The organism is Arthrobacter sp. HLT1-20 (assembly GCF_054510895.1).
This window is the reverse complement of record NZ_JBTNDR010000004.1, coordinates 48,619-74,976: the sequence shown is the minus strand read 5'-3', so window position 1 is coordinate 74,976 and position 26,358 is coordinate 48,619. Positions and strand designations below refer to the sequence as shown.

At 63.6% G+C, this 26,358-nt stretch carries 29 protein-coding genes; 16 read left to right on the top strand and 13 right to left on the bottom strand.

Going from position 1 to position 26,358, the window contains the following annotated elements; genetic code table 11:
• The first annotated feature begins 4 nt into the window (after positions 1–4).
• On the top strand, positions 5–136 hold the full coding sequence (locus tag ACX80Q_RS03725) for a putative transporter small subunit (protein WP_243399839.1): 132 nt from the start codon (positions 5–7) through the stop codon (positions 134–136).
• A gap of 105 nt (positions 137–241) precedes the next feature.
• On the opposite strand, the gene ACX80Q_RS03720 is transcribed toward ACX80Q_RS03725, so the two are convergent.
• The gene (locus ACX80Q_RS03720) at positions 242–1,909 is read right to left on the bottom strand and encodes a DEAD/DEAH box helicase (protein ID WP_459329271.1); all 1,668 of its coding nucleotides are present in this window, start codon (positions 1,907–1,909) and stop codon (positions 242–244) included.
• Positions 1,910–2,218: 309 nt separating this feature from the next.
• On the bottom strand, positions 2,219–3,691 hold the full coding sequence (locus ACX80Q_RS03715; protein WP_459329174.1) for an RNB domain-containing ribonuclease: 1,473 nt from the start codon (positions 3,689–3,691) through the stop codon (positions 2,219–2,221).
• Between the two features lie 65 nt (positions 3,692–3,756).
• Between ACX80Q_RS03715 and ACX80Q_RS03710 the strand changes: the two genes are divergently transcribed.
• The gene (locus ACX80Q_RS03710) at positions 3,757–4,461 is read left to right on the top strand and encodes a ferritin-like fold-containing protein (protein ID WP_459329173.1); all 705 of its coding nucleotides are present in this window, start codon (positions 3,757–3,759) and stop codon (positions 4,459–4,461) included.
• On the opposite strand, the gene ACX80Q_RS03705 is transcribed toward ACX80Q_RS03710, so the two are convergent.
• The 5 genes from ACX80Q_RS03705 to ACX80Q_RS03685 form a co-directional block, all read right to left on the bottom strand.
• Positions 4,451–4,867, bottom strand: a complete 417-nt coding sequence (locus tag ACX80Q_RS03705; RefSeq protein ID WP_459329172.1) for a RidA family protein — start codon at positions 4,865–4,867, stop codon at positions 4,451–4,453. The genes ACX80Q_RS03710 and ACX80Q_RS03705 overlap by 11 nt on opposite strands.
• A 69-nt stretch (positions 4,868–4,936) precedes the next feature.
• Positions 4,937–5,701, bottom strand: a complete 765-nt coding sequence (locus ACX80Q_RS03700) for an amino acid ABC transporter ATP-binding protein (protein WP_459329171.1) — start codon at positions 5,699–5,701, stop codon at positions 4,937–4,939.
• Positions 5,698–6,627 (bottom strand): amino acid ABC transporter permease, encoded by a 930-nt coding sequence (locus ACX80Q_RS03695; RefSeq protein WP_459329170.1) that lies wholly within the window; start codon positions 6,625–6,627, stop codon positions 5,698–5,700. The genes ACX80Q_RS03700 and ACX80Q_RS03695 overlap by 4 nt, the downstream gene beginning before the upstream one ends.
• Before the next feature lie 12 nt (positions 6,628–6,639).
• Positions 6,640–7,563 carry a transporter substrate-binding domain-containing protein gene (locus ACX80Q_RS03690; protein ID WP_459329169.1) on the bottom strand — a complete coding sequence of 308 codons (924 nt, stop codon included), beginning with the start codon at positions 7,561–7,563 and terminating at the stop codon, positions 6,640–6,642.
• Positions 7,560–8,861 carry an alpha-hydroxy acid oxidase gene (locus ACX80Q_RS03685; RefSeq protein ID WP_459329168.1) on the bottom strand — a complete coding sequence of 434 codons (1,302 nt, stop codon included), beginning with the start codon at positions 8,859–8,861 and terminating at the stop codon, positions 7,560–7,562. Before ACX80Q_RS03685 ends, ACX80Q_RS03690 begins: the two co-directional genes overlap by 4 nt.
• A 118-nt stretch (positions 8,862–8,979) precedes the next feature.
• On the opposite strand from ACX80Q_RS03685, the gene ACX80Q_RS03680 reads away from it, so the two are divergent.
• The 9 genes from ACX80Q_RS03680 (at position 8,980) to ACX80Q_RS03640 (ending at position 18,565) form a co-directional block, all read left to right on the top strand.
• On the top strand, positions 8,980–10,641 hold the full coding sequence (locus tag ACX80Q_RS03680) for a PucR family transcriptional regulator (RefSeq protein ID WP_459329167.1): 1,662 nt from the start codon (positions 8,980–8,982) through the stop codon (positions 10,639–10,641).
• Positions 10,638–12,044 carry an MFS transporter gene (locus tag ACX80Q_RS03675; RefSeq protein WP_459329166.1) on the top strand — a complete coding sequence of 469 codons (1,407 nt, stop codon included), beginning with the start codon at positions 10,638–10,640 and terminating at the stop codon, positions 12,042–12,044. Before ACX80Q_RS03680 ends, ACX80Q_RS03675 begins: the two co-directional genes overlap by 4 nt.
• Before the next feature lie 392 nt (positions 12,045–12,436).
• Positions 12,437–13,642, top strand: coding sequence for a hypothetical protein (locus ACX80Q_RS03670; RefSeq protein ID WP_459329165.1), 1,206 nt, complete (start codon positions 12,437–12,439; stop codon positions 13,640–13,642).
• Positions 13,642–13,998 (top strand): hypothetical protein, encoded by a 357-nt coding sequence (locus tag ACX80Q_RS03665; protein WP_459329164.1) that lies wholly within the window; start codon positions 13,642–13,644, stop codon positions 13,996–13,998. The genes ACX80Q_RS03670 and ACX80Q_RS03665 overlap by 1 nt, the downstream gene beginning before the upstream one ends.
• Positions 13,999–14,106: 108 nt before the next feature.
• Positions 14,107–14,508, top strand: coding sequence for a LexA family protein (locus ACX80Q_RS03660; protein WP_459329163.1), 402 nt, complete (start codon positions 14,107–14,109; stop codon positions 14,506–14,508).
• Between the two features lie 33 nt (positions 14,509–14,541).
• A complete protein-coding gene (locus ACX80Q_RS03655; protein ID WP_459329162.1) occupies positions 14,542–15,819 on the top strand; it encodes a Y-family DNA polymerase in 1,278 nt (425 codons plus the stop codon).
• A gap of 36 nt (positions 15,820–15,855) precedes the next feature.
• Positions 15,856–16,272 (top strand): DUF2809 domain-containing protein, encoded by a 417-nt coding sequence (locus ACX80Q_RS03650; RefSeq protein WP_459329161.1) that lies wholly within the window; start codon positions 15,856–15,858, stop codon positions 16,270–16,272.
• A gap of 41 nt (positions 16,273–16,313) precedes the next feature.
• The gene (locus ACX80Q_RS03645; RefSeq protein WP_459329160.1) at positions 16,314–17,402 is read left to right on the top strand and encodes an FAD-dependent oxidoreductase; all 1,089 of its coding nucleotides are present in this window, start codon (positions 16,314–16,316) and stop codon (positions 17,400–17,402) included.
• 164 nt (positions 17,403–17,566) lie between these two features.
• Positions 17,567–18,565, top strand: coding sequence for an LLM class flavin-dependent oxidoreductase (locus ACX80Q_RS03640; protein ID WP_459329159.1), 999 nt, complete (start codon positions 17,567–17,569; stop codon positions 18,563–18,565).
• A 44-nt stretch (positions 18,566–18,609) separates the two neighbouring features.
• On the opposite strand, the gene ACX80Q_RS03635 is transcribed toward ACX80Q_RS03640, so the two are convergent.
• Both ACX80Q_RS03635 and ACX80Q_RS03630 read right to left on the bottom strand, forming a co-directional pair.
• On the bottom strand, positions 18,610–19,320 hold the full coding sequence (locus ACX80Q_RS03635) for an HAD family hydrolase (RefSeq protein WP_459329158.1): 711 nt from the start codon (positions 19,318–19,320) through the stop codon (positions 18,610–18,612).
• 174 nt (positions 19,321–19,494) lie between these two features.
• Positions 19,495–20,466, bottom strand: coding sequence for an NAD-dependent epimerase/dehydratase family protein (locus ACX80Q_RS03630; protein WP_459329157.1), 972 nt, complete (start codon positions 20,464–20,466; stop codon positions 19,495–19,497).
• 133 nt (positions 20,467–20,599) lie between these two features.
• Between ACX80Q_RS03630 and ACX80Q_RS03625 the strand changes: the two genes are divergently transcribed.
• A complete protein-coding gene (locus ACX80Q_RS03625) occupies positions 20,600–21,298 on the top strand; it encodes a TetR/AcrR family transcriptional regulator (protein WP_459329156.1) in 699 nt (232 codons plus the stop codon).
• 111 nt (positions 21,299–21,409) lie between these two features.
• Here ACX80Q_RS03625 and thiE read toward each other — a convergent pair whose 3' ends face one another.
• A complete protein-coding gene (gene thiE, locus ACX80Q_RS03620) occupies positions 21,410–22,090 on the bottom strand; it encodes a thiamine phosphate synthase (protein ID WP_459329155.1) in 681 nt (226 codons plus the stop codon).
• 133 nt (positions 22,091–22,223) lie between these two features.
• Here thiE and thiO point away from each other — a divergent pair, with 133 nt between their 5' ends.
• The 4 genes from thiO to ACX80Q_RS03600 are packed head-to-tail and all read left to right on the top strand — an operon-like array spanning position 22,224 to position 24,929.
• A complete protein-coding gene (gene thiO / locus ACX80Q_RS03615) occupies positions 22,224–23,480 on the top strand; it encodes a glycine oxidase ThiO (protein ID WP_459329154.1) in 1,257 nt (418 codons plus the stop codon).
• A complete protein-coding gene (gene thiS / locus ACX80Q_RS03610) occupies positions 23,477–23,716 on the top strand; it encodes a sulfur carrier protein ThiS (protein WP_459329153.1) in 240 nt (79 codons plus the stop codon). Before thiO ends, thiS begins: the two co-directional genes overlap by 4 nt.
• A gap of 53 nt (positions 23,717–23,769) precedes the next feature.
• Positions 23,770–24,570, top strand: coding sequence for a thiazole synthase (locus ACX80Q_RS03605; protein WP_459329152.1), 801 nt, complete (start codon positions 23,770–23,772; stop codon positions 24,568–24,570).
• A 23-nt stretch (positions 24,571–24,593) separates the two neighbouring features.
• The gene (locus ACX80Q_RS03600) at positions 24,594–24,929 is read left to right on the top strand and encodes a 4a-hydroxytetrahydrobiopterin dehydratase (RefSeq protein ID WP_459329151.1); all 336 of its coding nucleotides are present in this window, start codon (positions 24,594–24,596) and stop codon (positions 24,927–24,929) included.
• Between the two features lie 105 nt (positions 24,930–25,034).
• Here ACX80Q_RS03600 and ACX80Q_RS03595 read toward each other — a convergent pair whose 3' ends face one another.
• The 3 genes from ACX80Q_RS03595 to ACX80Q_RS03585 form a co-directional block, all read right to left on the bottom strand.
• Entirely contained in the window at positions 25,035–25,340 is a 306-nt protein-coding gene (locus tag ACX80Q_RS03595) for a hypothetical protein (RefSeq protein ID WP_459329150.1), read from the bottom strand.
• 46 nt (positions 25,341–25,386) lie between these two features.
• A complete protein-coding gene (locus ACX80Q_RS03590; RefSeq protein ID WP_459329149.1) occupies positions 25,387–25,611 on the bottom strand; it encodes a DUF3107 domain-containing protein in 225 nt (74 codons plus the stop codon).
• Positions 25,612–25,673: 62 nt separating this feature from the next.
• Positions 25,674–26,312 carry a TetR/AcrR family transcriptional regulator gene (locus ACX80Q_RS03585; protein WP_459329148.1) on the bottom strand — a complete coding sequence of 213 codons (639 nt, stop codon included), beginning with the start codon at positions 26,310–26,312 and terminating at the stop codon, positions 25,674–25,676.
• Positions 26,313–26,358 lie beyond the last annotated feature (46 nt).

The following is a 26,358-nucleotide window of genomic DNA, read 5'->3' as shown; positions in this document are numbered from 1 at the left end:
ATCCATGACAGCATTTTTTCTCACCCTGTATGTGCTGATTTGGCCGGTCATAGTGGCTGGCGTGCTGTACGTGCTGGGCAAGGCATTCATCCAGGAGATTCGCGACGCCAGACGTGAAGGCCGCCCGCTGATCTAGCTGCACCAACCAAAACTGACCCGCAGAAAACGCCGAAAATCACGGTAAAACCGTGAATTTTCGGCGTTTTCTGCGGGCCAGTTGGAATCAGCTGGAAAAGAAGGGCTACTCGCCGGACTCCTGCTTGGCCACTACTTCACCGTTGCGGCGGCGGGTGCGGGTGCGCGGACGCGTGGCACCCTCAACGGGAGCCGCGCCCTCGGCAGTTGCAGCGCCGGCGGCTGCGGAGGAGGGGCGACGGCGGCTGCGGCCGGAGTCGCGCTTCTCGCCTGCGGAGCCAGTGCTGCTGGCAGCTGCGCCGTTGGCAGCGGCGTCGCCGGAGTTGCGGCCGGCGCCACGGCCGGAGTCGCGCTTCTCGCCGTGGCGGGCACCTGAGTGGTTTCCGCCGCGGTTGCCACCATGGCTACCGCCTCGGCCCGAATCAGTCTTGGGGGAGTTGCGCTTGCCCGTCTCGCCAAGATCTTCCAAAACTTCGGCATCAATGCCGGCGTGCGTGCGCATGTTGCGAGGCAGGCGGCCCTTGGTGCCAACCGGGATGTCAAGGTCGCTGTACAGGTGGGGAGAGGAGGAGTACGTTTCGATCGGCTCGGGAACGCTCAGCCCCAGCGCCTTGTTGATGAGAGCCCAGCGGGGCATGTCATCCCAGTCAACGAAGGTCACGGCAGTGCCCTTGTTGCCGGCGCGGCCGGTACGGCCAACACGGTGCAGGTAAATCTTCTCGTCCTCAACGCACTGGTAGTTGACCACGTGCGTGACGTCGTCGACGTCGATGCCGCGGGCAGCGACGTCGGTGGCCACCAGGACATCAACCTTGTTGTTGCGGAAGGCGCGCAGGGCCTGCTCGCGGGCGCCCTGGCCCAAGTCGCCGTGGATGGCAGCTGCGGCGAAGCCGCGGTCAACCAATTCCTCAGCAACCTTGGCTGCGGTGCGCTTGGTTTTGGTGAAGATGATGCTGCGGCCGCGGTCCTTGGCCTGCAGGATCCGGGCCAGAACCTCAATCTTGTCCATGCTGTGGGCGCGGTAGATGAGCTGGCGGATATCGCGCTTGGTCAATCCCTCGTCATCAGGATCAGCGGCACGGATGTGCGTGGGCTGGGTCATGTAGCGGCGGGCCATGGCAACAACCGGGCCGGGCATGGTGGCCGAGAACAGCAGTGTCTGGCGAACCGGGGGAGTGCCGGCAATCAACGTCTCAACGTCGGGCAGGAAACCCAGGTCCAGCATTTCGTCGGCCTCGTCCAGGATCACCATGCGAACGTGCTTGACGTTCAGGTGGCGCTGCTTGAGCAGGTCGATCAAACGGCCGGGGGTGCCAACAATGAGTTCAACACCCTTTTGCAGGGCTTCAACCTGCGGCTCGTAGGCACGGCCGCCGTAAATGGTGGCGATGCGGATGCCGCGGTGCTTGGAGGCAACGGCGAGGTCGCCAGCCACCTGGACGGCGAGTTCTCGTGTGGGCACAATAACCATGGCCTGGGGCGCTCCCGGGGCCGCGAGCTTTTCAAAGCCCTCATCCTTGGGGGCAACGATGCGGTTCAGTGCGGGGATGCCGAAACCAAGGGTCTTGCCCGTTCCGGTCTTGGCCTGGCCAATGATGTCATGGCCCGTCAGGGCAATGGGCAGCGTCATGGCCTGGATGGGGAAGGGGTGCAAGATGCCGGCCTCGGTTAAGGAGGAGACGATCTCGTGGTGGACGCCAAAGCTGGCGAACGTTTCCTTTTCTTCCTTGTGCGGGGGCTCATGGGTGACCAGGGATCCGTCAATCTCGACGATTTCGCTGCTGTCTTCTGCCTGCAAGAGGGAGTCTGCTTCAATGCTCAAATGCTTACCGTTCAATTCGTCTATACAAGGTGCCGCCTACAGGGCTCAACGCGGGCGCGGAAGGCCTCACGGAACCGCAGGACAGCGGCACAATCTTAGGGAAGCCGATCGCGGGCTAACAAAAACTTAGCCCTCCCGCCGTCGTACATGACGGGTTCGGGAGGAGCTGAAAAGACGCGCGTAGGGGCGGGTTTGTTGAATCAAAAACTATCAATCAACGACCGGGCATCCATGTCTACCCCCTTAGTCTAGCGGCACACCCTAATTTTGGGCGGATTGGACAAACTTCACACTTCGTTTGGCAATGTCCACCGAATCCAGTGTCACGCGCACCACGGTGCCGGCCTGAAGATCGCCGTCGCAGTATCCCGTCACGGCCGGCTCGGCAATCTGGATGAAACTGCGTGCAGCGCCCGCCTTGGAAGAGTGGCCGTTCCGTTTGGGTCCTGCCAGTACGACGGCGTCAAACTCGCCTCCCACCTGGTGGCTCAGCAGCGCGGCCTCAATGGTGTCGATGGCGGCCTTGTCCACCTTGTTGGCCAGCTGGTTGGAGGCGCTCATGATCTCCGGCAGCTTGTCGAGGGCCTCAATGGCCCAGCCCGGGACTGGTTCCTTGGCGCACAGGGCCGCGCAAATGGCCAGCACAAACCTGTCCACCAGACGGCGCAAGGGTGCCGTGGTATGGGTGTACGGCGCGGCCACTGCCGCCTGCATGACTTCCGCCGGGACGCTGCCGTTAAAGGGTGTGTAACCGGCGCCCCTGAACAGGGTGCTGGCTGCGTGCATCAACGCCAAATGTTTAGGATCGGCGGTGTTCAAGGTGCGCAGGTAGGCGCCATAGGCCATGTCCGGGTCCCACGGGTTTCCCAGGGCCTCAGTTTGCAGGCGGTAGGCGGCAATGGCCTCGGCATCCGGGGCAGGCATGGTGCGCAGAATGCCCACTTTCCCGTCGATCATGAGTTGGGCGGCTGCCATGCCTGTCAGCAGGGAAATTTGGGCGTTCCAGTCCTCTATGGGCAGATTGGGGCGGAACGCCAGGACGTAGCGGCCGTCCACAAACTCCACTTCTTGGGCCGGCACCTTGAGGCTGGCACCGCCGCGGGCGCGCTCCAGGTCAATGCGCTTGGTCCCGATCTCGGCCAACAGCGCCAACGTTTCGGCAAAGGCGGCGGGTGCGTTCCCGGCGTCGTACATCTTTTGGGCCTCCTCATAACCCAGCTTGGCAACACTGCGCACTGTGGCCCGGCGGACCAAGGCCGAGGCCTGGGTGCCGTCCGCGGCCAGGTGAATTTCCCAGACGTAAGCGGAGCGGGGATCGTTGGCAAACAGGCTCGCGGCGCCCTCACTCAAGGGTGTGGGGTGGAGGGGAATGCGCTGGCCGGGCGTGTAGATGGTCTGGCCCCGACGGCGGGTCTCGGCATCGAGCGGACCGCCGGCCGGAACAAAGGAGGGGACATCGGCAATGGCATAGTGCACCACGTACCCGTCGGCGCTGCGCTGCAGGAACATGGCCTGGTCTAGGTCCTGCGAGGTGGGCGGATCGATGGTGATGAAGGGCAGTGCTGTCAGGTCAGGGGCTGGGAGTTCATGGCCGGCAATGACCGCATCCACCTCCGCTAGCACCTCGGGGGAGAAGCCATCGGGCAGCTTGAACTCGGTGCCCAAGTCGGCCAGGGCTTGGGCAAGGGACTGCTGCGCGGCGCTTTGACTGACGCCAATGTGAGAGTACGGCACGGTTTCAGCGTAAACGATTCGCGGCAGGGAACAAGTGTGGCGCGGCACGGACTACCCTAGAGCGTATGAGTATTCCAGCCTCCGACGCCGATGATTCCGTTTCCGCAGGGGAACTGAGCGCCCGCTACGACACCTTTGTTGTTGATTTGCTGGGCAGCATTGCGTATGGGGAGCTGTCCGCGTTTGAGCGTTTGGCGATCGACGCGCGGCACTCGCCATCGCTGCGCGACAGGGCTGTGCTGGGCAAAATGGCTGTGTCCGAGTTTGGCCATTATGAGGCCATGTGTGCCCGGCTCAACGCCATGGGCATGGACCCGGAATTGGCCATGGCGCCGTTTGTGCGCATGGTGGATTCCTTCCATGAGCGCACCAGGCCCGCCGACTGGCACGAATCGCTCATGAAGGCCTACGTGGTGGAAACCATCACGGAGGAGTTTTATGGCGCCATTGCCGAGCACCTTGACGACGCCACCCGGGCGGTTATTGCCCAGGTGCGCACCAGCGACGAGCAAATTGAAACGTTGACGTCGCTGCTGAAAATGATGCTGGCGGAGGACCCGCGGCTGTCCTCCCGCCTCGCGCTGTGGGGGCGCCGGATGGTGGGCGAGGCGCTGACCCAGGTGCAACGCATTGGCGCCAAACACAGTTTCCTGGTGGGCCTGCGCCCCGATGCCACCCAGGAACAGGCTGCGGCCGAGGTGCAGGCCATCCTGAGCACCCTGACACGCAACCATTCCAGGCGCATGAGCAAGCTGGGCCTCACAGCCTAACTGCACGCCTTGCGGGCACGGCCTCGGCGGGGATGACGGCCACGGCGTCGACCTCTACCAGAAAGTCACCTAGGAACGAGCCCACAGTGGTTCGTGCGGGGTAGGGGGCTTTGACGAATTCCTCGTAGACCGCGTTGAACCCGGCAAAGTCCCGGGCGGGCTCCTGCAGGTGGACGGTGGCCTTGACCACGTGGGAGAAGTCCAGGCCGTGGGCGGCCAACACGGCGGCCAGGTTCTCCATGGCCGCCCGGGTCTGCTCGCCGATGGTCTCGCCCACGGTGTCATCGGTGACCGGGTGGTGCGGGGTCGCACCGGCGGTGAAGAGGAAACCGTTGGCGGCAATGGCCTGGGAATACGGTCCCGCCGGGACAGGTGCCAAGGTGGTGCTGATTTGGGTTCGGAGCATGGTGCTTTTCCTTTTCTGCTGGCTGCCTGAGAGCGGCCAAGGTGATTGTTGCAAAGAAGTGTTGGGGTCTTAGAGGACCTTGGAGAGGAACGCCTTGGTCCGCTCGTGTTGGGGTGCCACCAGCACTTCCGACGGCGGGCCGGTTTCCACCACCACGCCCATGTCCATGAAGACCACCTGGTCGGCGACCTGCTTGGCGAAGGCGAGCTCATGGGTGACCACCACCATGGTCATGCCGTCAGCGGCCAGGTCCTTCATGACTTCAAGCACCTCGCCAACGTTCTCGGGGTCGAGTGCGGAGGTGGGCTCGTCGAACAGCATGAGCTTGGGTTTCATGGCCAGGGCCCGGGCAATGGCTATGCGCTGCTGCTGACCGCCGGAGAGGTCCTGGGGGTAGGAATGCCCCCGGTCGCCCAGACCCACACGGTCCAACAGGACCTGGGCTTCCTTGATGACTTCCTTTTTGGGCCGGCCCAGCACGTGGACGGGAGCCTCAATCACGTTTTCCATGACTGTCATGTGCGGGAAGAGGTTGAAGCGCTGGAACACCATTCCCGCAGTGAGGCGTGACTTGGCAGTGTGGCTTTCCTTCTTTTCGTACAGGCGCCCGTTGCGTTCGGTGTAGCCCACAAGTTGCTGGTCCACGTACAGGCGGCCGGCGTCGATCTTCTCCAAGTGGTTGATGCAGCGCAGGAACGTTGTCTTGCCGGAACCGGACGGGCCGATCAGGCAGGTCACCGTGCCCTGTTCGATCTTTAGATCAATGCCCTTGAGAATTTCAATGGCCGCGAAGTTTTTGCGCACCCCTTGGGCTTCCACCATTGTTGTGCTCATGATGCTTTCCTTCTCTTGGGCCGGCGAACCAGGCGGGTTGCAGTGTCAAAGCCGCGCCCGTAGCGCCGCTCGAGCTTGTTTTGGAAGAAGCTCAGGACAGTGGTCATGAGCAGGTACCAGAGGCTGGCCACAATGAGCAGTGGGATGGTCTGGTAGTTGAACGAGTAGATGATCTGTGCCGAGTAGAGCAGGTCGGAGATGGCCAGCACGCTGACCAGGGAGGTCCCCTTGAGCATGGAGATGACCTGATTGCCCGTGGGTGGCAGGACCACGCGCATGGCCTGCGGCAGGATGACACGCATCATCAACTTGCTGCGGTTCATGCCCAGCGCCCGGGCGGCGTCGTGCTGGCCCTTGTCCACCGAGCTGATGCCGCTGCGGATGATCTCCGCCATGTAGGCGGCTTCATTCAAGGCCAAACCGAGAAGTGCTGCACCCAGCGGGGAGATGAGCACGTTGGCTGAGCCGATCACTATGGAGGGCCCGCCGAAGGGCAGTCCCAACGCAATCACCGGGTACAGGGCCGCAATGTTGTACCAAAAGATCAACTGGACCAGCAGCGGCGTGCCTCGGAAGAACCAGATGTAGGCCCTGCTGATGGTGTGCAGAATCGGGTTTGTGGACAGGCGCATGATCGCCAGGACAGTACCCAGTGCGATGCCGACAGTCATCGAAACTACTGTCAGGACCAGCGTCAGGCCGGCACCTGTCAGGATTTCCGGGGAGAATAGGTACGTGGCCACAACGTCCCAGTGGTAGCGCTCATTGGTGGCCACATCCAGGGCTGCGCTAGCAGCGATGAGGATCAGGACCAGTGCCAGGGCGTTGCGGATGGGATGGCGCAGGGGCACCACCGGGACAGAATCACCCGAAGCTGCTGGGGGAAGGTGGTGAGGAGTGGTTGAAGCTGATTGTTGTTGCTGCATGGTGTTCACCTCCTATTGGGCGAAGTTGACGCGGGGATCGGTGATGGCGCTGCTTTGAAGCCCGTACTTTTTCAAAACTTTCGTGTAGGAATCGCTTTTGAGAATGTCCACCATGACAGCGGACACCGACGTGACTAGCTCGGATTCGATGGGCAGTCCCACCCCCACCGGGGTGAAGTCATACTGGGAGGAAATCTCAATGTCCGGATTCGCCTTGGCCGCGAAATCAAGGATGGGCGAGTCAGCCAGCACGGCGTCCAAGCGGCCGCTGGTCAACCCGGAGATGGCCTGGCGGGTGTCCTGGAATTCGCTGGTCTGGATCGGCTGTTTGCCCGCCGCCTGGCATTTCTCGTCGGCGGCCGGCACATTGGCGGTGAGCTGGTAGGAGCCGATTAGCAGGCCCACCTTCTTCCCGCACAGGGCTGCTTCCTCCGTGATGCCTTGAGGATTGCCTGTGCCCACGGCTATGGAGTTGCCCATCTGAAGGTAGTCCACAAAGTCCAGAACTTTCATCCGGTTTTCGGTGGGTGTCATGGAGGAAACGGTCATGTCGTACCTGCCGGCGGCCATGCCGGGAATGATGGAGTCAAAGTTGGCGACCTTGATGTCCACCTTCACCCCTAGCGCCTGGCCAATCAGCCGGGCAATATCCGGATTGGTCCCCGTCATCTCCCGGGTGCCCTCGCGGTAAAACTGGGTGGGCGGCTCGTTGGTGGGGATGGCCACCGTCAACACCTTGGCGGCCTTGATGGCGTCCGGGAGTTGCGCCGCGGCAGCCTGGTTGACGGCCATGGCTGGGATCCCGGCACCAAGTTCGGCAACGCCGTCGGACGCCGTCGAACGTCCACACGCAGCCAGTGAGAACAGCAGCGCTGCCGCGGAGGCGGCGGCGGCAGCGGCGCGGACACGCCTGCGGACGGCGGACGGGGCACTCATCGCGGAGTTCCCAACTCTGCCAGCGACCGCTGTGAATCAAGGTCTGATGCGGCCGCGACGCGGACAAAAGTTTCGCTGTGGTGGCGGATGAGCTCGCGGCCGCCTTCCTTCAGCTCTGCAATGGTGGTGACACCCAACAGGGCCATGGTGCGGTGCATTTCAGTCTTGAACAGCTTGAGAACGTGGCTCACACCGGCTTCACCGGCAGCGGCGAGACCGTACAGGTAGGGGCGGCCAATAGCGCAGGCATCGGCGCCCAGGGCCAGGGCCTTGATGACGTCGGAGCCGCGCCGGATGCCGCCGTCCACAATGATTTCCATGCGGCCCGCCGTGGCGTCAACCATCTCCGGGAGCACATCCATGGGGGAGACCATGTGGTCCAGCTGGCGGCCGCCATGGTTGCTGACCTGGATCGCGTCAAAGCCCATGCTGGCCGCAATGGCTGCGTCCTTCGGGTTCACGCAACCCTTGAGGATGATGGGGCCGTTCCAGCGGGTGCGGATGTCCGCCAGATCGCTCCAGTCGGTGGGCTCGTAGGATCCGGCCAGCAGGGTGCGCCACATATCGGGTGTGCTGGAGAGCGGGCCCTGCGGGATTTCGGCGTCGAGATTGGGGAAGGCGATGGCGTCGTTGGCCAGGAATCCCAGTGCCCAGCGGGGGCGCAGGGCGCCTTCGAAGACCGTCCTGGGCTTGATGGACGGCGGGGCCGTGAAGCCGTTGTGGTAGTCGCGTTCCCGGTGCCCCACGTCGCGGCAATCGATGTTGACGATGAGGGCCTCGTAGCCGGCGTTGGACACACGGTCCAGAACAGCCTGAAGCATGGCCTTGTCATTGGTGGGCTCAAGGTTGAACCAGCGGCGCAGGCCGGGGGCTGCCTCCGCCACGTGTTCCATGGGCGTGGTGCTCAGGTGGGCCAGGCCGTAGGGCACGCCCGCGGCCAGGGCGGCACGGGCCGCGGCGATCTCGCCCTGCGGGTGGAACAGCCGGGTGCCGCCGGTGGGCGACAGCATCAGCGGCATGGCAGCCGGGCCGCCCAGGATGGTGGTCCTCAGGCTCAGGTTTTCCACCGAGCCCCACTTGGGCAGGAAGGCCCAGTCGTTGAAGGATTCGATGTTCCGGCGCATGGACGCCTCATCCTCGCCGCCACCTTCGATGTAGTCGAAGATGCTCTTGGGCAGGGCCTTGGCGGCCATTTTCTGCATGTCGCCTACGCTGTAGCAGCGACGGTCCAGACGTTCCGCCGTGGAGCGCGCCGGGCCTTGGATGGATGCCAGTGCCCTGATGTCCTTGAATTTCATGTGCTGCCTTCTAACTGCTGAGGTTTATTGCGTTACCTCAATAGTGATTCAGATCTCATTCAATCTACATGTGACTTCTCACAAATTAATGGCAATTTCCTTGTGATAATCTCCAGGCATGGAGCGTGATGTGGAGAATCCTGGCCGCAGCGGGATGCGCAGCGGCACTGTTCGGCTGCTTGACTGCTTGCAGTTGATGCAGGCGGATCTTGTGCAGGCCAATCCCGGCCCGGAGGCGGGCGAACACCGGGTGTCCGGCGTGCTGATGTACGACCCCCTGGATGACCTTGCCCCCGTTGAAAACTGCATCATCCTTGCCGTTGGCCTCCGCCTTGAATCGGCGGATTTCGACAGGCTGTTCGCCAGGGCGGTGGCTGGCAATGCTGCCGCCGTGGTGGTCAAGGCCTACGGGGTGCCCATGGAGCGGGCCCGGGCTGTGGCGGTTGACCATGGGCTGGCACTGCTGGTGGCCACCGACTCCACGGACTGGACCCGGCTTGTGTCCCTTGCCCGCGCTTCGGTGGGTGGTGCGGGCGCGGACTTTGTCTCCGGCGTGCGGCTCGGGGACCTCTACGCCTTTGCCAATGCCGCGGCATCAATCACCAACGGGGCAGTGAGCATTGTGGATCCGCTGGGGAGGGTGATCGGCTACTCAACACTGCCCGGCCAGCCCATTGACGAGTTGCGGCGCGTCACCACGTTATCCCTTGAGGAGACCACGGCACCGGCCTTCGACGCTGACTTTAAGACGGTGTACGACTCAGCGAGCGCCGTGCTCATCCCCGCCACGGAACAGGAGATGGCACGGCTGGCGCTCGCCGTGCGGGCGGGCGATGAGCTGTTGGGTTCCATCTGGGTCATCGATCCGGGCGAGGAAAAGCGCCGGGCTGCGCTGGCGGCCATGGACCGGATGGGGGCCCTGGCCGGACTGCACATGCTCCATGCCCGCCAGACCTTCGACTTTGGGCAGCGCAGGAACGGGGATCTCATGCGCACGCTCATGGATGACACGGCCCATGCTTCCTTTGCCGCCGCCCAGCTGGGGCTCGATGCGGCCAAGGGGCTGGCCGTGGCAGCATTTTCCATCCTCCGGCCCACCACCGGCAATGTTGAGGCGATCCAGGAAATCCAGAAGCTCCTGCACCTTGTCACCACCGTCTGCAACGTGCAGTTCAACAGCAGCCACAGTGCCATCATCGATTCCGTTGTTTACGCGCTGCTTCCGTGTGAAGGCAGCACACCACGGGCTGTGCACAGGCGCGTTGTTGCCGACATTGGGGCGTACGCACGGACTATCAGCAGTTTTCCCCTGATCGCGGCGGTTGGTGGCATTGCCCCAACCGTGGAGGGGCTGCCCGCATCCAGGGCGCAGGCGCTGGAGACTCTTGCCTTCCTGTTGCGCAGCCAGCCAGCCCAGGGACGTGGTGGAAACTCTCCGGCCGTGGGGCTGTACGAGGACCACAGGGTCCCGCTGAACCTGATGAAAATTGGGGAGTTCATGGACCAGCACGGCATGGCCGAGCAGGACGAAATTACCCTGATCCAGACCCGTGACGCCGAGGCGCAGACCGCATATCTTGACACTTTGCGGGCCTACCTAGTGTGCAGCGGGAACATCGCCGCCATGGCCGCCAGCCTGCACGTCCACAACAACACTGTTCGCTACCGAGTCAGCCGGCTTTCAGCCGATTTCGGCATCGACTTAGCCGACCCGCAAAAGCGGTTGTGGCTGTGGCTGCGACTGACCACCACGGATCTCACCTCGGGGCACGCCCAATGAAAAGTGCGACGGCGGCCGGCGCCAGTTCCTTCAGCCGTGCCTTGGCCCTCTTGGTTGCCGGGACCTATTTCATGGAAATACTGGACGGCACCATCATTTCCACTGCCGCCCCGGCCATCGCAGCGGACCTGCGCGTGCGGGCGGTGGATATCAATGTGGCCATGACGGCCTACCTGATTACCCTGGCGGTGGGCATCCCCATCAGGGGCTGGTTGACCGAACGCTTTGGTGCGCGGCGGGTGTTCACTGCCGCGATTCCCGTTTTCACCATCGCCTCGCTGCTCTGTGCGCTCAGCCCCAACCTTGCCTTCCTCTGTGTGGCCCGCATGCTGCAGGGTTTGGGCGGGGCCATGATGGTCCCCGTGGGCAGGCTGGTGGTCCTGCGTGATGCAAACAGGAAAGAATTTCTGGAGGCCATCGCCTACCTGACCTGGCCGGCCCTCATTGCCCCCGTGCTTGCCCCTGTGGTGGGCGGGCTGTTGGTCAGCTACGCGAGCTGGCACTGGATCTTCCTCATCAACGTCCCCTTGGGCGTGGTCGCCTTCGGCGTCGCGCTCAAGGTGGTGCCGGACATCCGTGCCCGGGCGGTGCCGCCACCGGACTGGGTGGGATTCGGCCTGTGCGGCGTTGCCCTGGCTGCCTTGGTGATCGGCATGGAACTGGTTGGTTCGGCACCCACGCCGTGGTTCGCCGTCGTGCTCTGGATTGTGGCGTCCCTGGCCTGCATCGCGGGGGCGCTGTGGTGGTTTAGGCGGGCCATGCACCCGCTGTTGGATCTGCGTGCGTTGCGGATCCACACCTTCCGGGTTGGCAACGGCGGGGGCGCCCTGTACCGGATGGTTATCAACGCTGTGCCGTTCCTGTTGCCGCTGATGTTCATGCTGGGATTTGGCTGGGGCGCCTTCGAGGCAGGACTGATGACCATGGCCGTGTTTGCCGGCAACGTACTCATCAAGCCCGCCACCTCGCCGTTGATCAGGCGCTTTGGTTTCCGCACCGTGCTGCTGCTGAGCAACATTGGCGGTGCGTTGGTGCTGGTGGCCTGTGCCCTGCTGAATCCGGAGACACCACTTGCCGTGATTGCCGTGCTGTTGTTCGCCAGCGGCGTGCTGCGCTCCATCGGGTTCAGCGCGTACAACACCTTGCAGTTTGTGGACGTTCCCAAGGCCGGCATGTCAGATGCCAACACTCTGTCCTCCACGATCGCCCAGATCGCCACCGGCCTGGGCATCGCCGTGGGGGCCCTGATCCTGCGTGCCGCCCAGTCCCTCTTGGCACCCGATGTTCCAGCAGAGGCGGGGTACCAGCTCACCTTCGCCGTGCTGGCGCTCATCATGCTGGTCCCCGTGGTGGAGGCGCTGCTCCTCTCCCGGACTGCGGGGGACTTGGTGCTGGCGCGGTAGCTGAGGGCAGCAGCGTTGCGGCCAATGACGTATTCAATGGCGCCAGTCAGGAGGCCACGGCCTGACCTGACAGACAGGATTGAAAGAAATCCCGGCGCACTAAGACTGTCCTTTCGGATAAAAAATCCTGCACGAAGGAATTTGTGCACGAAGTATTCCCGAACCAGCTGATTGCATGACGTAGTGTCGGAATTTCTCAGATCCATTGTTGTTTCGAATCCAGGAAATAGTGAATCCAGCCGTGATGCATATTTCCCCCGGGAAACTTTCCTGCGGCCCACTTTTGGGCGGTTTGCTCGCGGCCAGGTCGATGTCCACGAAGAATTTGAAACACACGATGCTCGCCATTTCAGGTTTATGGGCTGCTTGCCGGGAAAGTGAAGGGTTCAGAAATGCATAACATGCTGACAAGAGGGCAATCCAAGAGATTTCTTGCCACGATGCTCGCGGCAGCCACCGCGTGTTCCCTGGTTCTTGCTTGGGCAGATCCAACTGTGGCGGCGGAGCTGCCCGGTGGTGATACCGTCGCCGAGGCCGCGGCCGCCTATGACGCCGGCGATCCAATGTCCATAGCGGCTCTCGCGCAAGCGGCGTCGCCAACCAGTGCGCAGTTGCTGGGTGAGACTGCCACGGGCGCGGCTACCCTTACCGAGAACGGCGCTTTTGTTTCCGTTGACAATCGGGGGACTGTTTCGTTGTCGGGCGAGGGAGTCCCCGACATTTCCATCGGCGCGGCCGGTACGGGTACCGAGGCGACAATTTCTGATGGGGTGTCGGTGCAGCGCGATACAGCGCCCGGCACAAATATTGTTGCTCGAGCCACTGGGCAGGGTGCTCAGCTCATAGCGATTCTTGAGGACTCCGGCGCCTCTCCCACGCTTGATTTTGAGTTCGACATGCCGGCGGACGCGGAGCTCGTCATGAACGCTGATGGTTCGGTTGCCGTCGTTGCAGACACAACCATCATGGAGCCAGTCGGCGACAGCTTCGACACCACTGCCGCGCAAGTCGAGAAAATCCTCGGAGATTTAAGCGATCCAGAAGACATCTCCAAGGAAAAATGGGCCCAGATTGAAGCGTTGCCTGTGGTGGAAACCCAGACAACCACCACTCGCCAGCAGATTGCACTCATTGAAACGCCGTGGGCCGTGGATGCCGACGGCCAGGCACTGGAAACACATTTTGAACTCACGGGCAATGGCCTGTCGCAAGTAATTGAAACGAGTGAACAAACGGCTTTTCCCGTAACTGCAGACCCGAGCATCGTCTGGTGGGTATGGACGGCTACAACGTGCGCGGCTAACCTGGCCACTCTTCTGTTTGGGGCGGCGCAACTTGCAAAAGTTATTACAAAAATGGGAAATCTGGTGAATAGGAGCGTCAAGCTTTCTGCCGCAGTTTCGAAACTGGGTGGCGCGAAGGCTTTTCTCACAGCCATTTACAAAGCCGCCAAGGGATTTGTGGAAGGTAGGATAGGAAAGTACCTCTCAAACAGCCAACGATTGGGACTTGCCGCTGTGGGGTCTGCGGGCCTATCGCTTGTGGGTGATGCGTTGGGGATCGGTTCGTGCATATCTCTAGTGAAAGCCTACATTTGATGATTTCTGCGGTGATGTTTGGGGTGCTCTATGGACTTGCGACCGCCACATATCTCACAATCCTGTGGTCGGCTGTGCGGGCCAAGGGTGTTGTGGCGGGTTTGATCGCCGTCGCCCTGGTCCTGGTACAAGTCGCGGTAGCCATCCTCGACGTGCCGTGGGCGCCATATCCCACAAGAGTCGCGGAATCGATGGGCGTCAGTGTTGACGGTGATACGCGGCTCCCCATGTTTCTCACACTTTTCATGGTTGCCGGCGGGGGATTCGCGCTTGCTCAGCTAAGTGGTGTGGTTCGCCGGATCTCACACTGGATTGACGCTCTCGTGCCCGCGGACCCTGCCACCGGTGACGACTAGGCACTCGGTCAATAGCCCCGCGGGACCGGGTGGAAGCCTCGCCCCGAAGTAGGCGGTGGTACGCTGGTACTTCGAAACTTTGTACTAGGCGGTGGTGGCGTGTTTGGCATGGATCTGGTTTCCCCCAAGCCGTCCAACACCGAACCCACGGGCTTTGTATCCCCTGCCCGCGACTACTTCAATGGCGGGATTGATCTCAACAAGCACCTGATCAGGGACAGGACCTGCACGTTCATCATGCGCGTGGCGGGCAGCTCCATGGCAGGTGCCGGGATTGCCGACGGTGATGAAATCATCGTGGACAGATCACTCACCCCGCGCGAGGGCTCGGTGGTGGTTGCCGTGGTGGAGGGTGAACTGTTGATCCGCAGGCTTTCCATGCTCGACGGCGTGACCTCCCTGGTGACGCAGCCCGCGGATGCCCAGTCCCCGGCGGCCGGCACCCGGACCCCGGTGGTGGGGGAGTTGGCAGTATGGGGCGTTGTGACCCGCTGCCTGCATCATGTCTAGGGTGGCCAGGGGCCGCCACCGGGGGTGGCGCGAATGAGCGCCAATCACATCGCCTTGGTGGACGTGAACAACTTTTATGTCTCCTGCGAGCGGGTCTTTGACCCAACGTTGGAAGGCCGGCCCGTGGTGGTGCTATCCAACAACGACGGCTGCGTGGTAGCGCGCTCGGCGGAAGCCAAGGCGCTGGGGATTGCCACCGGTGCCCCGTGGTTCCAGTTGCAGGCCCAGGCTAAGGCGTGGGGGCTGGTGGCGCGCTCCAGCAACTACGAACTGTATGGAGACCTGAGCGCCCGGGTCATGGAAGTGGTGGGCCGCTTCGGCACGTGGCAGGAGGTGTACTCCATCGATGAATCGTTCATTGGCGTGGTGGGGGACCCTGTGCAGCTGAACACCACGGGCCGTGAGGTTCGCGAAGCAGTGATGCGCCACGTGGGCGTTCCCGTCTGCGTTGGCGTGGCGGGCACCAAGACGCTGGCGAAGTTTGCCAATAGGATCGCCAAGCAAAATCCGGCGCTGGCTGGTGTTTGTGCCCTGGACGCCATGCCGGCTGGACACATCTCGGGCATCCAGGAACGAGTGCCAGCGTCAGGGTTATGGGGCGTTGGTGGCAAGACGGCCGCCAGGCTGAAAATGATGGGCATTGAAAGCATCGCCGATCTCAAGGCCGCCGACCCGGCGTTGATTCGCAAGAAGTTCTCGGTGGTGCTGCAGCGCACCGTCATGGAGCTCAACGGCACCGAGTGCATTCCTCACACGGAGGAACACGTGGACAAGCAGCAAATCATGTTCTCCCGCAGCTTCTCCACCCCCGTCACCACTGTTGCGGGCATGGAGGAGGTTATGGCCATCTACGCCCAACGCGGGGCAGCCCGCCTCAACCAGGAAGGCCTGCGCGCCTCCACCATGACTGTCACGGCGGGAACCAGTCGCTTTGCCGGGGGAGAGGGTAGCTTCCCGGCGGTCACCATCAGGTTCCTGACGCCCACCCAGGATCCCATTGTGTTGATCCGGGCAGCCGTGGCAGCCATCGGCCAAAGCGCAGTCCCCGGGGCGGCGTACCTGCGGGCGGGCGTCATGTTCAACGGACTGGAACCGGCCTCCGGGGCGGGCATGCTTGATGTTTTTGGCGCCGCGGCGGAGCAGGCAGATGTGGGCGATGTGATGGGCGAGGTGCGCAACAAGTTTGGCAGCACGGCCATTGGCATCGGAGTGGGCGGCCTTGCCCAGGCGCCGCTTTGGTCCATGAGGCGCGAGCACTCCTCGCCCCGGTACACCACCGAGTGGAAGGAACTGCCGGTGGTGCGGGCCTAGCCAGGCTGGTGCGGCGCCGCGGTTAGACTCAAGCCCATGGCATTTCTAAGAACCCCCAAGTCCCGCCGCCTTGCGCTGCTCATCGCCGCCACCGACGTGGCCGTCCTGGGGCTGGCCCTGCACTTCCTGGTGCCCGGTGACATTGCCTCACTGATTACCGACGCCCTTTTCACCGTGCTGGTATACCTGCTGTTGGCGCTCATCCTCCCCACGGTCCAGCGCCACTGGCTGGCGTTAGGTGCCTTCGGCATCAGTGCCTTCATTGAGCTGGCCCAGCTCACGGGAGTTCCCGCGCAACTGGCCCAGAGTTTCCCGCCGTCACGCCTAGTCTTTGGTACCACCTTCTCGGCCCTGGACCTGGTGGCTTACGCCGTGGGGGCCGCGGCCGTCTACTACGCGGATAAGGCGCTCTCGCAGCGTGGCCGCACGTGGCTTGCCACACAAACGGAATAGCTGCCTCTCCGACCCGGTTCCACCACTAAAAGGAGGCAACAATGCTGGACGTGGTGGTTATCGGAGCAGGCCAGGCGGGACTGTCGGCGGCGTATTACTTGGCGCGGCAAGGGCTTTCGCCCGAGACAGATTTTGTGGTTCTCGACGCGAACCCCGCGCCCGGCGGTGCCTGGCTGCACCGCTGGTCCTCACTGACACTTGGCGCAGCCCACGCCGTGCACGACCTCCCCGGCATGAAACTCCCCCCGGCCGATCCTGACGAGCCAGCGTCGGTGGTGGTGGGGCGCTACTACGGCAACTATGAAAAGACGTTCTCGCTGCCCATTCGCAGGCCCGTGAAGGTGCACGCCGTGCGTTCGCTTCCCACGGACGACGGCGTTCCCTCCAGTGCTGCCGCGTCGCCCGTGGCGGTGGAGACTGATGCTGGCGTATTCACCACCCGGCTGGTCATCAACGCCACCGGCACCTGGGACAAGCCGCACTGGCCGCACTACCCGGGGGTGGAAACTTTCGCCGGGCGACAGCTCCACACCCACGACTTCAGCTCGGTGGCCGAGTTCGCCGGGCAAAAAGTACTGGTGGTGGGCGGTGGAACCTCGGCGGTGCAATTCCTGCTCCAACTTGCCGACGCAGGCGTTCACACGGCCTGGTCCACCCGCCGTGCGCCCGAATTCACCTCCCGCGAATTCAACCCCGACTGGGGCCGAGACGTGGAAGCCCGCGTGAACGCCCGCACCGCCGCCGGACTGCCGCCACTCAGCGTGGTGGGTGTGACGGGGCTGCCCATGACCAGGCAGTACCAAGACGGCATCGCCGCTGGAACGCTGGTTTCCCGCGGTCCCCTGCAACGGCTGACATCCGGCGGTGCGGTGTTTGGGGACGGCAGCACCTTTGCCGCCGACGCCATCCTGTGGGCCACCGGATTCCGGGCTGCCATGGACCATCTGGCGCCACTGAAGCTGCGCGAACCAGGCGGCGGCATTGTCATGGACGGGGTGAGAGTGGCCCGCGAACCGCGCCTGCTGATGGTGGGTTACGGTGCCTCCGCATCCACCTTGGGCGCCAACCGGGCGGGCCGCGCCGCGGCGGTGGCTGCCCTTGAGCGGCTCAACGTTCCGGTGGGTGCGTAACACCACATCCACGTGCCAGGCGGGTGTCGGTGCGGGTCCGCGCCCGGGCTGGCTCCGGCGTCGGACATCCCGCGATCGGGCAGACGTGAGAGAGGCCACGGGCGGAAATATCCGGGCGCGGTTGGGGGTTGGGGCTAGTGAGACCACTTCGAAAGGCAGCACCCATGACGCTTCCCATTTCCATCCTTGACCTGGCCCATGTTGGCCAGGACGGCATCGCCGCAAGCCTGCGCGCATCCGTGGATTTGGCGCAGAAGGCGGAAGAGTGGGGCTACAAGCGGATTTGGTACGCCGAACACCACAACATGCCCTCGATCGCCTCCTCCGCCACGAGCGTTTTGATTGCCCACGTGGCGGCCCACACCAAAACCATCAGGCTCGGCGCCGGCGGCATCATGCTGCCCAACCATTCCCCGCTGCAGATTGCCGAGCAGTTCGGCACGCTGGAGACGCTGCACCCGGGACGCATTGACCTGGGGCTGGGACGTGCGCCGGGCAGCGACCAAAACACCATGCGCGCCCTGCGCCGGGACCCCTCCGCGGCGGACACCTTCCCGTCCGATGTGCAGGAACTACAGGCCTACTTTGACGGGGCGAGCCGCATTTCCGGGGTGAACGCCTACCCGGGCAAGGACACCGCCGTGCCGCTGTACATCCTGGGCTCCTCCCTCTTTGGTGCGCGCTTGGCGGCTGCCCTGGGGCTGCCGTACTCCTTTGCATCGCACTTCGCCCCGCAGGCGCTCGAGGATGCTGTGCGGATTTACCGCCGCGAGTTCAAGCCCTCCGCCGCGCTGGCCGAGCCGTATGTGATTGCCGGGGTCAACGCCATCGTGGCAGACACCCAGGAGGAAGCCGATGTCCTGTCGCTGAAGGCCCGTCGCCGCATGGTGGGTGCGCTGGTGGGTGGCGGGCGGACCTTCACCGACCCCGAGGCTGACATGCTGCTGGAATCCCCGGCGGGCCAGCAGGTGGTGAACATGTTCCGCTATGCGGCCGTGGGCACGCCGTCCGCGGCGCGTGACTACCTGGACGAGTTCGCCGTGATGGCCGACGCCGACGAGCTGATTGTGGCGTCGCAGGTCACCGACAAGACGGCCTGGATTCGCAGCTTTGAACTGCTCGCCCAGGCCATGGAACTGCGTCCGGCCCAACTGCCGGTCTAGGCTGGCAGCCTTAGGCTGGCTGTTTTGGTCTGGCTGACCTGGCCCTAGCTGACCTGGCCCTGGCGCAGGTCCAGCTCCAGGCACGCCGGGGTGATGGCGGCGATGATGATGCGTGCGTGTTGTTCAAGCACCTCCCGCGGGTGGGTGCCCTCCACACAGATCGCAATCATCCCGGCCGCCGCCACGGCGCCAAGACCGGGGACGGAGTCCTCAAACGCCGCCACCTTGGCCATGTTCTCTAGACCCAAGGCGCGTGCTGCTTGCAGGAACCCTTCAGGGTTGGGCTTGCCGTCGGTGACGTCCTCGTCCGTCACGACCACGCCAAACAGCTCCAACAGGCCCGCCCGCTGCAGCGCGGGGATGACCTGGGGCCTACTGGCGCCCGTGACCACGCCCAGCGTCAGACCGGCAGCATGCAGGGTCCGCACCAGTTCCCGGGTGGCTGGCCGGATCAGGCTCTCCCTGGCCACCCGGGCCTTGTATTCGGCGTCGATCATGGGCAGAAAGGCCTCCACGCCGCGGGGTTCATCCGTGGCCAGGGCCAGGATGTCCGCCATGATCTCGCGGTCGCTGCGGCCAGCGAGATCCTCCTGATACTGGCGTGCCGTAATGGCAACTCCGCATTCAGTTCCGGCCAGATCGATGAAGAGATCCCGCAGGACGCCCTCGTCGTCGGAAAGTGTGCCGTTGAAATCAAACAACACCCCATCAAGCTCCAGCAGGGTCAAAGTGGTGCTCGCGGTGACTGCGCTCATGGTGAAAAATCCGTTCAGTTCTCTGGGCAAATCCGTGTGGAAAGGCTGACTCCTGGTCTGAATCGCCAAGGTGTCCGGCCAGAGCCTAACCTGCCCACGTGAACGCCCGGAAACGGGCCGGGAAACATCCGCTAGTGGGTTGGGGACGCAGCTGGCCGTTCGGTGTCTGCGATGTCAAGGGCTGGTTAGCTGTGAGCGCCACCACTGAACCGTGGCGTGGGCGGCGGCGCTCAACGGCGTGGGCTCCAATCCGAGCGTCTCCTGGCTGGCCTTCGAATCCATGACGAATGGGGCCTGAAACTGGTAGAGAGTCTCGGTCAGCTCGCGCATCTCGGCGGAAAAGATCCCCGCGGCCCTGATGGCCCAGCCTGGAACCGCGCTGACCTTGGGGACGGATACTCCAGCGGCCGCCGCAAGTGCCTGGGCAAGTTCACGCTGGGTCACAGCCGGGGTGCTGGGCGCGTGAAGCACTGTGTTCCAGACTTCCGGCATGGCGGCTGCCCGGACCATGGCCGCGGCCAGGTCCGGGACGTAGGTGAAGGTGTGCGGGATGTCGGCACTGCCCACCACCTGCAGGCCCTGACCGTTCAATATCCGCGGCACCATGCGGTCTCCTGCGTGGGCCATGAGCACCCGCGGCCCAAAGAAGTCCGACGCTACAACACTGACAGTTGGCGTTGTTGATGCCGCCCGGGCCTGCAGCAATGATGTTCGCACGCCACGCTTGCCGCCTCTTGCGTTCCGCGGGTCCCGCTCAGTCATGGGCTGACCGGGGTTGCTGTATGAGTAGAGGCTCTCCGGGAAAACCACCACGGCACCCACGTGGCAGGCAGCGTTGAGCACCACCTGTTCAGCCCCTGGCAGCTCCCGCCCCCACACCGTGGCGTTGTATTTTGAGCCGTGCATGCAGTGGAAAATGGTATCCACATCAGCCGTGGCTGTGCGGACCTGATCCGCGTTGCCGGCATCCCCTTGGATCCTTTCGATCAGCGGATGCTCGGGTCCTGACCCCGACCGGGTCAGGACGCGAACCCTGTGCCCTGCGTCGGCCAGCTGGGCGGCGACGGCCCAGCCGACTGGTCCTGCGCCGGTGACCAACTTGATGTCTCCGGCACGCTCTGGGGTACGCGAATTTTGGGCGCTCATGGTGGATGGTCCTTTGTGTCGGAGGCAAGTGAGAGCATTGCTCTCGCTTTAACTATCAATCCGGCTGCGATTAAAGTCAAGAGCAGCGCTCACTTAAGTTGACGGTAGTCTCGAAAGTGCGAATGATGGTGGCATGACTCAAACACCCCGGGAACGTGCGCGGTTACAAACCATGTCTGAGATCCTCAGTATTGGGCGCCAGCATCTGACGGTTCACGGCGCGGCGGGGCTTTCCCTGCGGGCCGTGGCTCGGGACCTCGGCGTGGTTTCCTCAGCTGTCTACCGGTACGTCAAAAACCGGGATGAGCTGCTGACCTTGCTGCTCGTGGATGGGTACAGCGCCCTGGGTGACGCCGTCGATCAGGCTGTGAAGCAGGTCCCGGCGGACGATTTTTCGGCGCAATTCCGGGCACTTGGCGGAGCTGTTAGGGCATGGGCAGTGGCCGAACCCGCGCGCTACGGGCTGCTTTTTGGCTCACCCGTGCCAGGATACGAGGCGCCCGCGGAGCAGACCACCGGACCCGGCACGCGCGTCGTCGTTCAGCTGGTGCGGATCATCGAGGGCGCCCACCGGGCTGGCGCACTGCGGGAGGTGGCGCCCGGCTCAGCGCCGGATCCACGCCTGGCTGCTGACTTCGCCGCCATCCGCGAGGAGATGGGGCTGAGCGTCCCGGGCACCGTCCTGGCCCGCGGCGTCCTGGTCTGGGCGGCCCTGTTTGGTGCCGTGAACTTCGAGGTCTTTGGCCAGTATGGCCGGACAACCTTCAGCGATCCGGCAGCCCTGTTTGAGCTGCACCTGGCGGCCCTGGCGGACTTGGCCGGGCTCGGCTAGACCGACGGCTGGACCGACAGCTGGATCGACGGCGTGCCAAACAGGTCAGGGCCCATGAAATTTCATACGCCGTCACCCGTTTGGCACGCCGTCAGCGTCCGGTCGCTGAGACTACCCCAGCGCGGGCAGCCGGGACAGCAATTCCTGGGCGGCCGCCGTCGGATCTTCAGCCTGTGTGATGGCCCGTACAACCACAATCCGGGAGGCGCCGGCCGCCACCACCTGGTCAATGTTGGAAAGATCCACCCCGCCAATGGCAAACCACGGCTTGGACGTGCCCAGCGAGGCGGCGTGTTCCACCATGGACAGTCCCACAGCGGCCCGCCCGGGCTTGGTGGGTGTGGCCCACAACGGCCCCACGCAGAAGTAGTCGGCGTCCGGATGGGCTGCGGCAGCTGAAATCTGGGCGGGGTCGTGGCTGGAGAGGCCCATCGACACCTTGGCGCCAAGCAGGGACCGCGCGGCCGGCAGGGGCAGGTCCTTTTGGCCCACATGGAACACCGGGGCGTCGCTCAACAGGGCAATGTCCGCCCGGTCATTGACCGCCCACAACTTGCCGGATTCCTCGGCAACGGAGCGCAACACACCCAGCAATTCCAGCTCTTCGCCGGCCTCAATGGACTTGTCGCGGAGCTGGATGATGTCCACACCGCCAGCGTAGGCGGCGCGCAAAAAGTCGGCGAAATCGCCTTGTTCCTGGCGCGCATCAGTGCACAAATACAGCCGGGCCGTGGCCAATGTGGGGGTGGAAAGTGCGGGTGTGGCGTCATAAGTGATCGAAGAGCTGCTCATATCTCATAGACTAATGCAGTACCGCGGGAGCCAGTGAAGCTGGCTGAGAGGGCGCCGACTGCGCCGACCGAAATACGTCCGCAAGGACGTGGAACCTGATCCGGCTCATACCGGCGTAGGGAAGGAGCCGCTAGTGCTGCACACCGTGCCGCAAATTATCACCACAGACGTGGCCATCATTGGCGGCGGAATTGTGGGCCTCGGCATTGCCGCCGAAGCCCAACGCGCAGGCCATGCCGTCACAGTCATTGACCCTGCCCCTGCCATGGGTGCCACCTTTGCCGCCGCCGGAATGCTGGCACCCGTCAGCGAACTTCACTATCAGGAAGAAGACCTGCTGGAGCTGACGCTGGCCGCCTCGGCACGGTGGCCGGAGTTCCTGGCAAGTCTGCCCACCGGCAGCAACACCGGATTCAGCGCAGCACCAACACTGGTTTTGGGGGCCGACCCGGCGGACCGGGCGGCGCTAGCTGATCTGCGCGATGTCCAGGGGCGGCACGGATTAAACGTCGCAGCCCTGACCATCAGAGAAGCCCGCGCCCAGGAGCCCATGGTGGGTCCGCACATATCTTGCGCCTACCGCATAGCGGACGACCACAGTGTTGATCCCCGGGCGCTGGCCGAAATCCTGCGCCACCAGCTCATCGAAGTTGCCGCCTCGCATGGCCGGACTGCTCCGGAGGACACCTTCGTGGCCCAGAACGCTGTGGGCCTCCTGCACCAGGACTCCGGAAACACCCACTCCGCGGTGACGGGAGTTGCCCTTGCCGATGGCAGGGAAGTGCAGGCGCGGGAGGTCATTGTGGCCAACGCCCTGGGTGCCCCGCGCCTGGCCGGCCTGCCGGACGGGCTGGAACTTCCCGTGCGCCCGGTGTACGGGGACATCCTCCGGCTCAAGGTGCCGGCGCATTTGCTGCCGCTGACCACCGCCACCATTCGCGGTTTGGTGCGCGGGCTGCCCGTGTACATCGTGCCGCGTGAGGACGGCACAGTGGTGATTGGTGCCAGCAGCAGGGAGGATGGTTCGCCCGGAGTCAGTGCCGGGGGAGTGCACCAACTCCTGCGCGACGCCCAAGTGCTGGTGCCGGCCGTGGCGGAACTGGAACTGATGGAGACCACCGCCCGGGCCAGGCCCGGCACCCCGGACAACGCCCCCTTGCTGGGCCGCGTTGCAGGCGCCGACGGGAAGGACATCAAGGGGCTCATCATTGCCACAGGGTTCTTCCGCCACGGCGTGCTGCTCACCCCCATCGCGGCACTCATTGCCCGGCAGCTCTTGGGCGGGATCACGGATCTGGCGTGGACACGCTTCCGCCCGGACAGGTTTTCACCGGCGCTGCAGGCAGTCCACCACGAGCCACGCCAGAACAGAAATCAGGAGACAGTATGAGCACCATCCAACTCAACGGCAGCACCCACCCCTACGTTGCAGGCACCACCGTTGCCGAACTCGTCACGGCCATGACGGGGCGGACCCTGCTGGCTTCCGGGCAGGCGGCCGACGGCGGCCGGCTGGGTGTTGCCGTGGCCCGCAATTCAGACATTGTGCCGCGCAGCCAATGGGGCGCAACCCCCCTCGAGCTCAACGATGAGCTGGAGATTGTCACGGCCGTCCAAGGCGGCTAGGACAATTTTCTGCAGCCCACCACCCCCTGAAAAATTTCGAAAGAAGAAGTGTCATGACTGAAACCCTCACCCGCAACGACGCGCTGATCATTGACGGGGTGGCCCTGAAATCCCGGCTCATCATGGGCACTGGCGGTGCGCCGAGCCTTTCCGGGCTGGGCGCCGCGCTCATCGCCTCCGGTACTGAACTGACCACCGTGGCCATGCGCCGCTACTCCGTGGACGAGGCTGCCGGCGGGGGCACCAACCTGTTCAAGCTGCTGTTGGAAAACAACATCCGCATCCTGCCCAACACGGCGGGCTGTTTCACCGCACGGGAGGCCGTCATGACGGCCGAGCTGGCCCGTGAGGCGTTGGAAACCGATTGGGTGAAGCTGGAGGTCATCGCCGACGAGCACACGCTGCTGCCCGATGCGCTGGAGCTGGTGGAAGCCACGGAGCAGCTGGTCAACCGCGGCTTCAAGGTGTTCGCCTACACGAATGACGATCCCGTTCTTGCCCTGCGCCTGGAGCAGTTGGGGGCTGCCGCCGTCATGCCCCTGGGCGCGCCGATCGGCACGGGCCTGGGCATCCTGAACCCGCACAACATTGAATTGATCGTTTCCCGGGCCGGCATCCCCGTGGTGCTCGACGCCGGAATCGGCACCGCCTCGGACGCAGCCCTTGCCATGGAACTGGGCTGCGACGCCGTGTTGCTGGCAACCGCCGTGACCCGCGCACAGGATCCGGTACTTATGGCCCAGGCCTTCAAACACGCGGTGATCGGTGGCAGACTGGCTGCACAGGGTGGCCGCATTCCTAAACGTCAGCACGCGCTGGCGTCCTCAGCAATGGACGGCCGTCCCGATCTGTAGGGAACTACTGTAAGGACTCTGCCATGACTGCCCCCGACGATGTGCTGACCAAGACCCAGATCGACACCGAACTCTCCACACTGCCCCACTGGCGCTACACAGGTGAGCTGCGCACAGTGCTCAAGTGTCCGACGTCGGCCATCGCCTTGGATTTATTCGCCACCATTGGGGAGGTGGCCCAGAAGGCCAATCACCACCCCGATGTGGATTGGCGCTATGACACCCTGTACATTTCCACGTATTCGCACGACGCCGGCGGGCAGGTTACGGCGCGTGACGTGGCCCTGGCGCGGAACATTTCCCTGGCTGCCGTGGCGGCAGGGGCCGTGGCCAAGCCGGAGCTGATCCGCGGCGCCTGACACCCGCTTTGCCGGGACCGCCCGCGGGCTGTCGCACCCCGCAAAACACAAATGCGCAGGACCCTGACGGGTCCTGCGCATTGAGGCAGTGCTTGCGGGTGCTCTCTAGTGCATCTGCAAAATGGCCGTGGTTCTTGCCACCTGGGCCGCATGGCGGGCACGCCCCACCAAACCGGCAGTGGCCCATGCAGCTGCGCCGCCCACAACAATGGAGAGGATCCACGGGATCCAGGCGGTGGCACTGTCATTGCCCAAGCCAAGGGCCATAGTGATGATCCAGACAAGAAGGGAAGAGGCTATGGCGGCACCGGCCGGCAGCGCTGCGCCAAACGTGGCGCGGTACTGATCCACTGCCCACGCTATAGCGCCCAGGGCGCCAGTCGTTAGGGCAATAATGATCAAAGCAACCATGAAAATTCCGTCTCTATCTATCTGGATTGTTCGTCTTGTGGGGTGCTTAGAGCGCGCCGAATCCTACGCTGCGGGCCTTCTCGCCACCCAGTTCAACGTACCCCAGGCTGTTGCCGGGAACAATTATCAGCCGGCCCTTTTCGTCTTTAAGACGCAGCTCTGTGCCTTTGGTCATTGCCTCGGAAACCAGGGCAGCGACGTCGTCCGCGCTTTGCTCGGATTCAAGCACGATTTCACGGCTGATGTGTTGGATGCCGATCTTGATTTCCACAGATGTCTCCTGGTGCAAACTAAAGGCTTAATAGATGTACCCACCACTCTAGGGGCAGCTGACTAGGATTCCTTGGGGAAGCGGCTAATTCCGCGCCAAGCTAAACGGTACACAAGATCACTGGCCACATCGATGTCCAGATCGCCGTTGGCTTCCAGCCAATACCGGGCACTGACCTGTGCCATGCCGGCCAGGGCGCGCCCCAATAGTGTTGCCTCCACGGGGGGCAGTTTGGTGTCCTCGGCGATAACCTGGCCGATGGCGTCGGAGTAGTTTGCGTTGAATTTTTCAAGGCGGGCAGCAACCTCGGGGTCATTGACAAGATCGGATTCGAAGACCAGCCTGTGGGCCTGGTCGTCATTGGCCATGAACAGGAAGTACGCCTTCATGGTGGCCTGGACGCGCAGCTTGTTGTCCGTGGTGGAACTCAATGCGGCAACCAGCATTTTGGTCAAGGACTCCAAATGGCTGTCCAGCAAAGCCAGGTACAGTTCCCGCTTGCTGGGGAAGTGTTGGTAGAGCACCGGCTTGCTGACTTTGGCCGTCTCCGCGATTTCATCCATGGCCGCACCGTGATAGCCGTGATTGACAAACACTTCCAGGGCGGAGGCCAGCAGCTGTGCGCGGCGCTCATCCCGGGGCAGTCGCGCCGGTGCGGTGCGGGGGGCGGGTGCGTCCTTGGCGGAGGAATCTAAAGTCATGATGGCAACCTTTCTCTCCGTCACCCCATGGTTGTCCGCAGGGGCC

Coding starts and splice junctions, on each gene's coding strand:
- ACX80Q_RS03690 (WP_459329169.1), bottom strand. CDS start 7,563: ATGAGTGCCCCGTCCGCCGTCCGCAGGCGTGTCCGCGCCGCTGCCGCC.
- ACX80Q_RS03675 (WP_459329166.1), top strand. CDS start 10,638: ATGAAAAGTGCGACGGCGGCCGGCGCCAGTTCCTTCAGCCGTGCCTTG.
- ACX80Q_RS03710 (WP_459329173.1), top strand. CDS start 3,757: ATGAGTATTCCAGCCTCCGACGCCGATGATTCCGTTTCCGCAGGGGAA.
- ACX80Q_RS03665 (WP_459329164.1), top strand. CDS start 13,642: ATGATTTCTGCGGTGATGTTTGGGGTGCTCTATGGACTTGCGACCGCC.
- ACX80Q_RS03685 (WP_459329168.1), bottom strand. CDS start 8,861: ATGAAATTCAAGGACATCAGGGCACTGGCATCCATCCAAGGCCCGGCG.
- ACX80Q_RS03585 (WP_459329148.1), bottom strand. CDS start 26,312: ATGACTTTAGATTCCTCCGCCAAGGACGCACCCGCCCCCCGCACCGCA.
- thiS (WP_459329153.1), top strand. CDS start 23,477: ATGAGCACCATCCAACTCAACGGCAGCACCCACCCCTACGTTGCAGGC.
- ACX80Q_RS03725 (WP_243399839.1), top strand. CDS start 5: ATGACAGCATTTTTTCTCACCCTGTATGTGCTGATTTGGCCGGTCATA.
- ACX80Q_RS03600 (WP_459329151.1), top strand. CDS start 24,594: ATGACTGCCCCCGACGATGTGCTGACCAAGACCCAGATCGACACCGAA.
- ACX80Q_RS03650 (WP_459329161.1), top strand. CDS start 15,856: ATGGCATTTCTAAGAACCCCCAAGTCCCGCCGCCTTGCGCTGCTCATC.
- ACX80Q_RS03595 (WP_459329150.1), bottom strand. CDS start 25,340: ATGGTTGCTTTGATCATTATTGCCCTAACGACTGGCGCCCTGGGCGCT.
- ACX80Q_RS03655 (WP_459329162.1), top strand. CDS start 14,542: ATGAGCGCCAATCACATCGCCTTGGTGGACGTGAACAACTTTTATGTC.
- ACX80Q_RS03700 (WP_459329171.1), bottom strand. CDS start 5,701: ATGAGCACAACAATGGTGGAAGCCCAAGGGGTGCGCAAAAACTTCGCG.
- ACX80Q_RS03635 (WP_459329158.1), bottom strand. CDS start 19,320: ATGAGCGCAGTCACCGCGAGCACCACTTTGACCCTGCTGGAGCTTGAT.
- ACX80Q_RS03660 (WP_459329163.1), top strand. CDS start 14,107: ATGGATCTGGTTTCCCCCAAGCCGTCCAACACCGAACCCACGGGCTTT.
- ACX80Q_RS03680 (WP_459329167.1), top strand. CDS start 8,980: ATGGAGCGTGATGTGGAGAATCCTGGCCGCAGCGGGATGCGCAGCGGC.
- ACX80Q_RS03640 (WP_459329159.1), top strand. CDS start 17,567: ATGACGCTTCCCATTTCCATCCTTGACCTGGCCCATGTTGGCCAGGAC.
- ACX80Q_RS03605 (WP_459329152.1), top strand. CDS start 23,770: ATGACTGAAACCCTCACCCGCAACGACGCGCTGATCATTGACGGGGTG.
- ACX80Q_RS03630 (WP_459329157.1), bottom strand. CDS start 20,466: ATGAGCGCCCAAAATTCGCGTACCCCAGAGCGTGCCGGAGACATCAAG.
- thiE (WP_459329155.1), bottom strand. CDS start 22,090: ATGAGCAGCTCTTCGATCACTTATGACGCCACACCCGCACTTTCCACC.
- ACX80Q_RS03705 (WP_459329172.1), bottom strand. CDS start 4,867: ATGCTCCGAACCCAAATCAGCACCACCTTGGCACCTGTCCCGGCGGGA.
- ACX80Q_RS03645 (WP_459329160.1), top strand. CDS start 16,314: ATGCTGGACGTGGTGGTTATCGGAGCAGGCCAGGCGGGACTGTCGGCG.
- ACX80Q_RS03695 (WP_459329170.1), bottom strand. CDS start 6,627: ATGCAGCAACAACAATCAGCTTCAACCACTCCTCACCACCTTCCCCCA.
- ACX80Q_RS03670 (WP_459329165.1), top strand. CDS start 12,437: ATGCATAACATGCTGACAAGAGGGCAATCCAAGAGATTTCTTGCCACG.
- ACX80Q_RS03625 (WP_459329156.1), top strand. CDS start 20,600: ATGACTCAAACACCCCGGGAACGTGCGCGGTTACAAACCATGTCTGAG.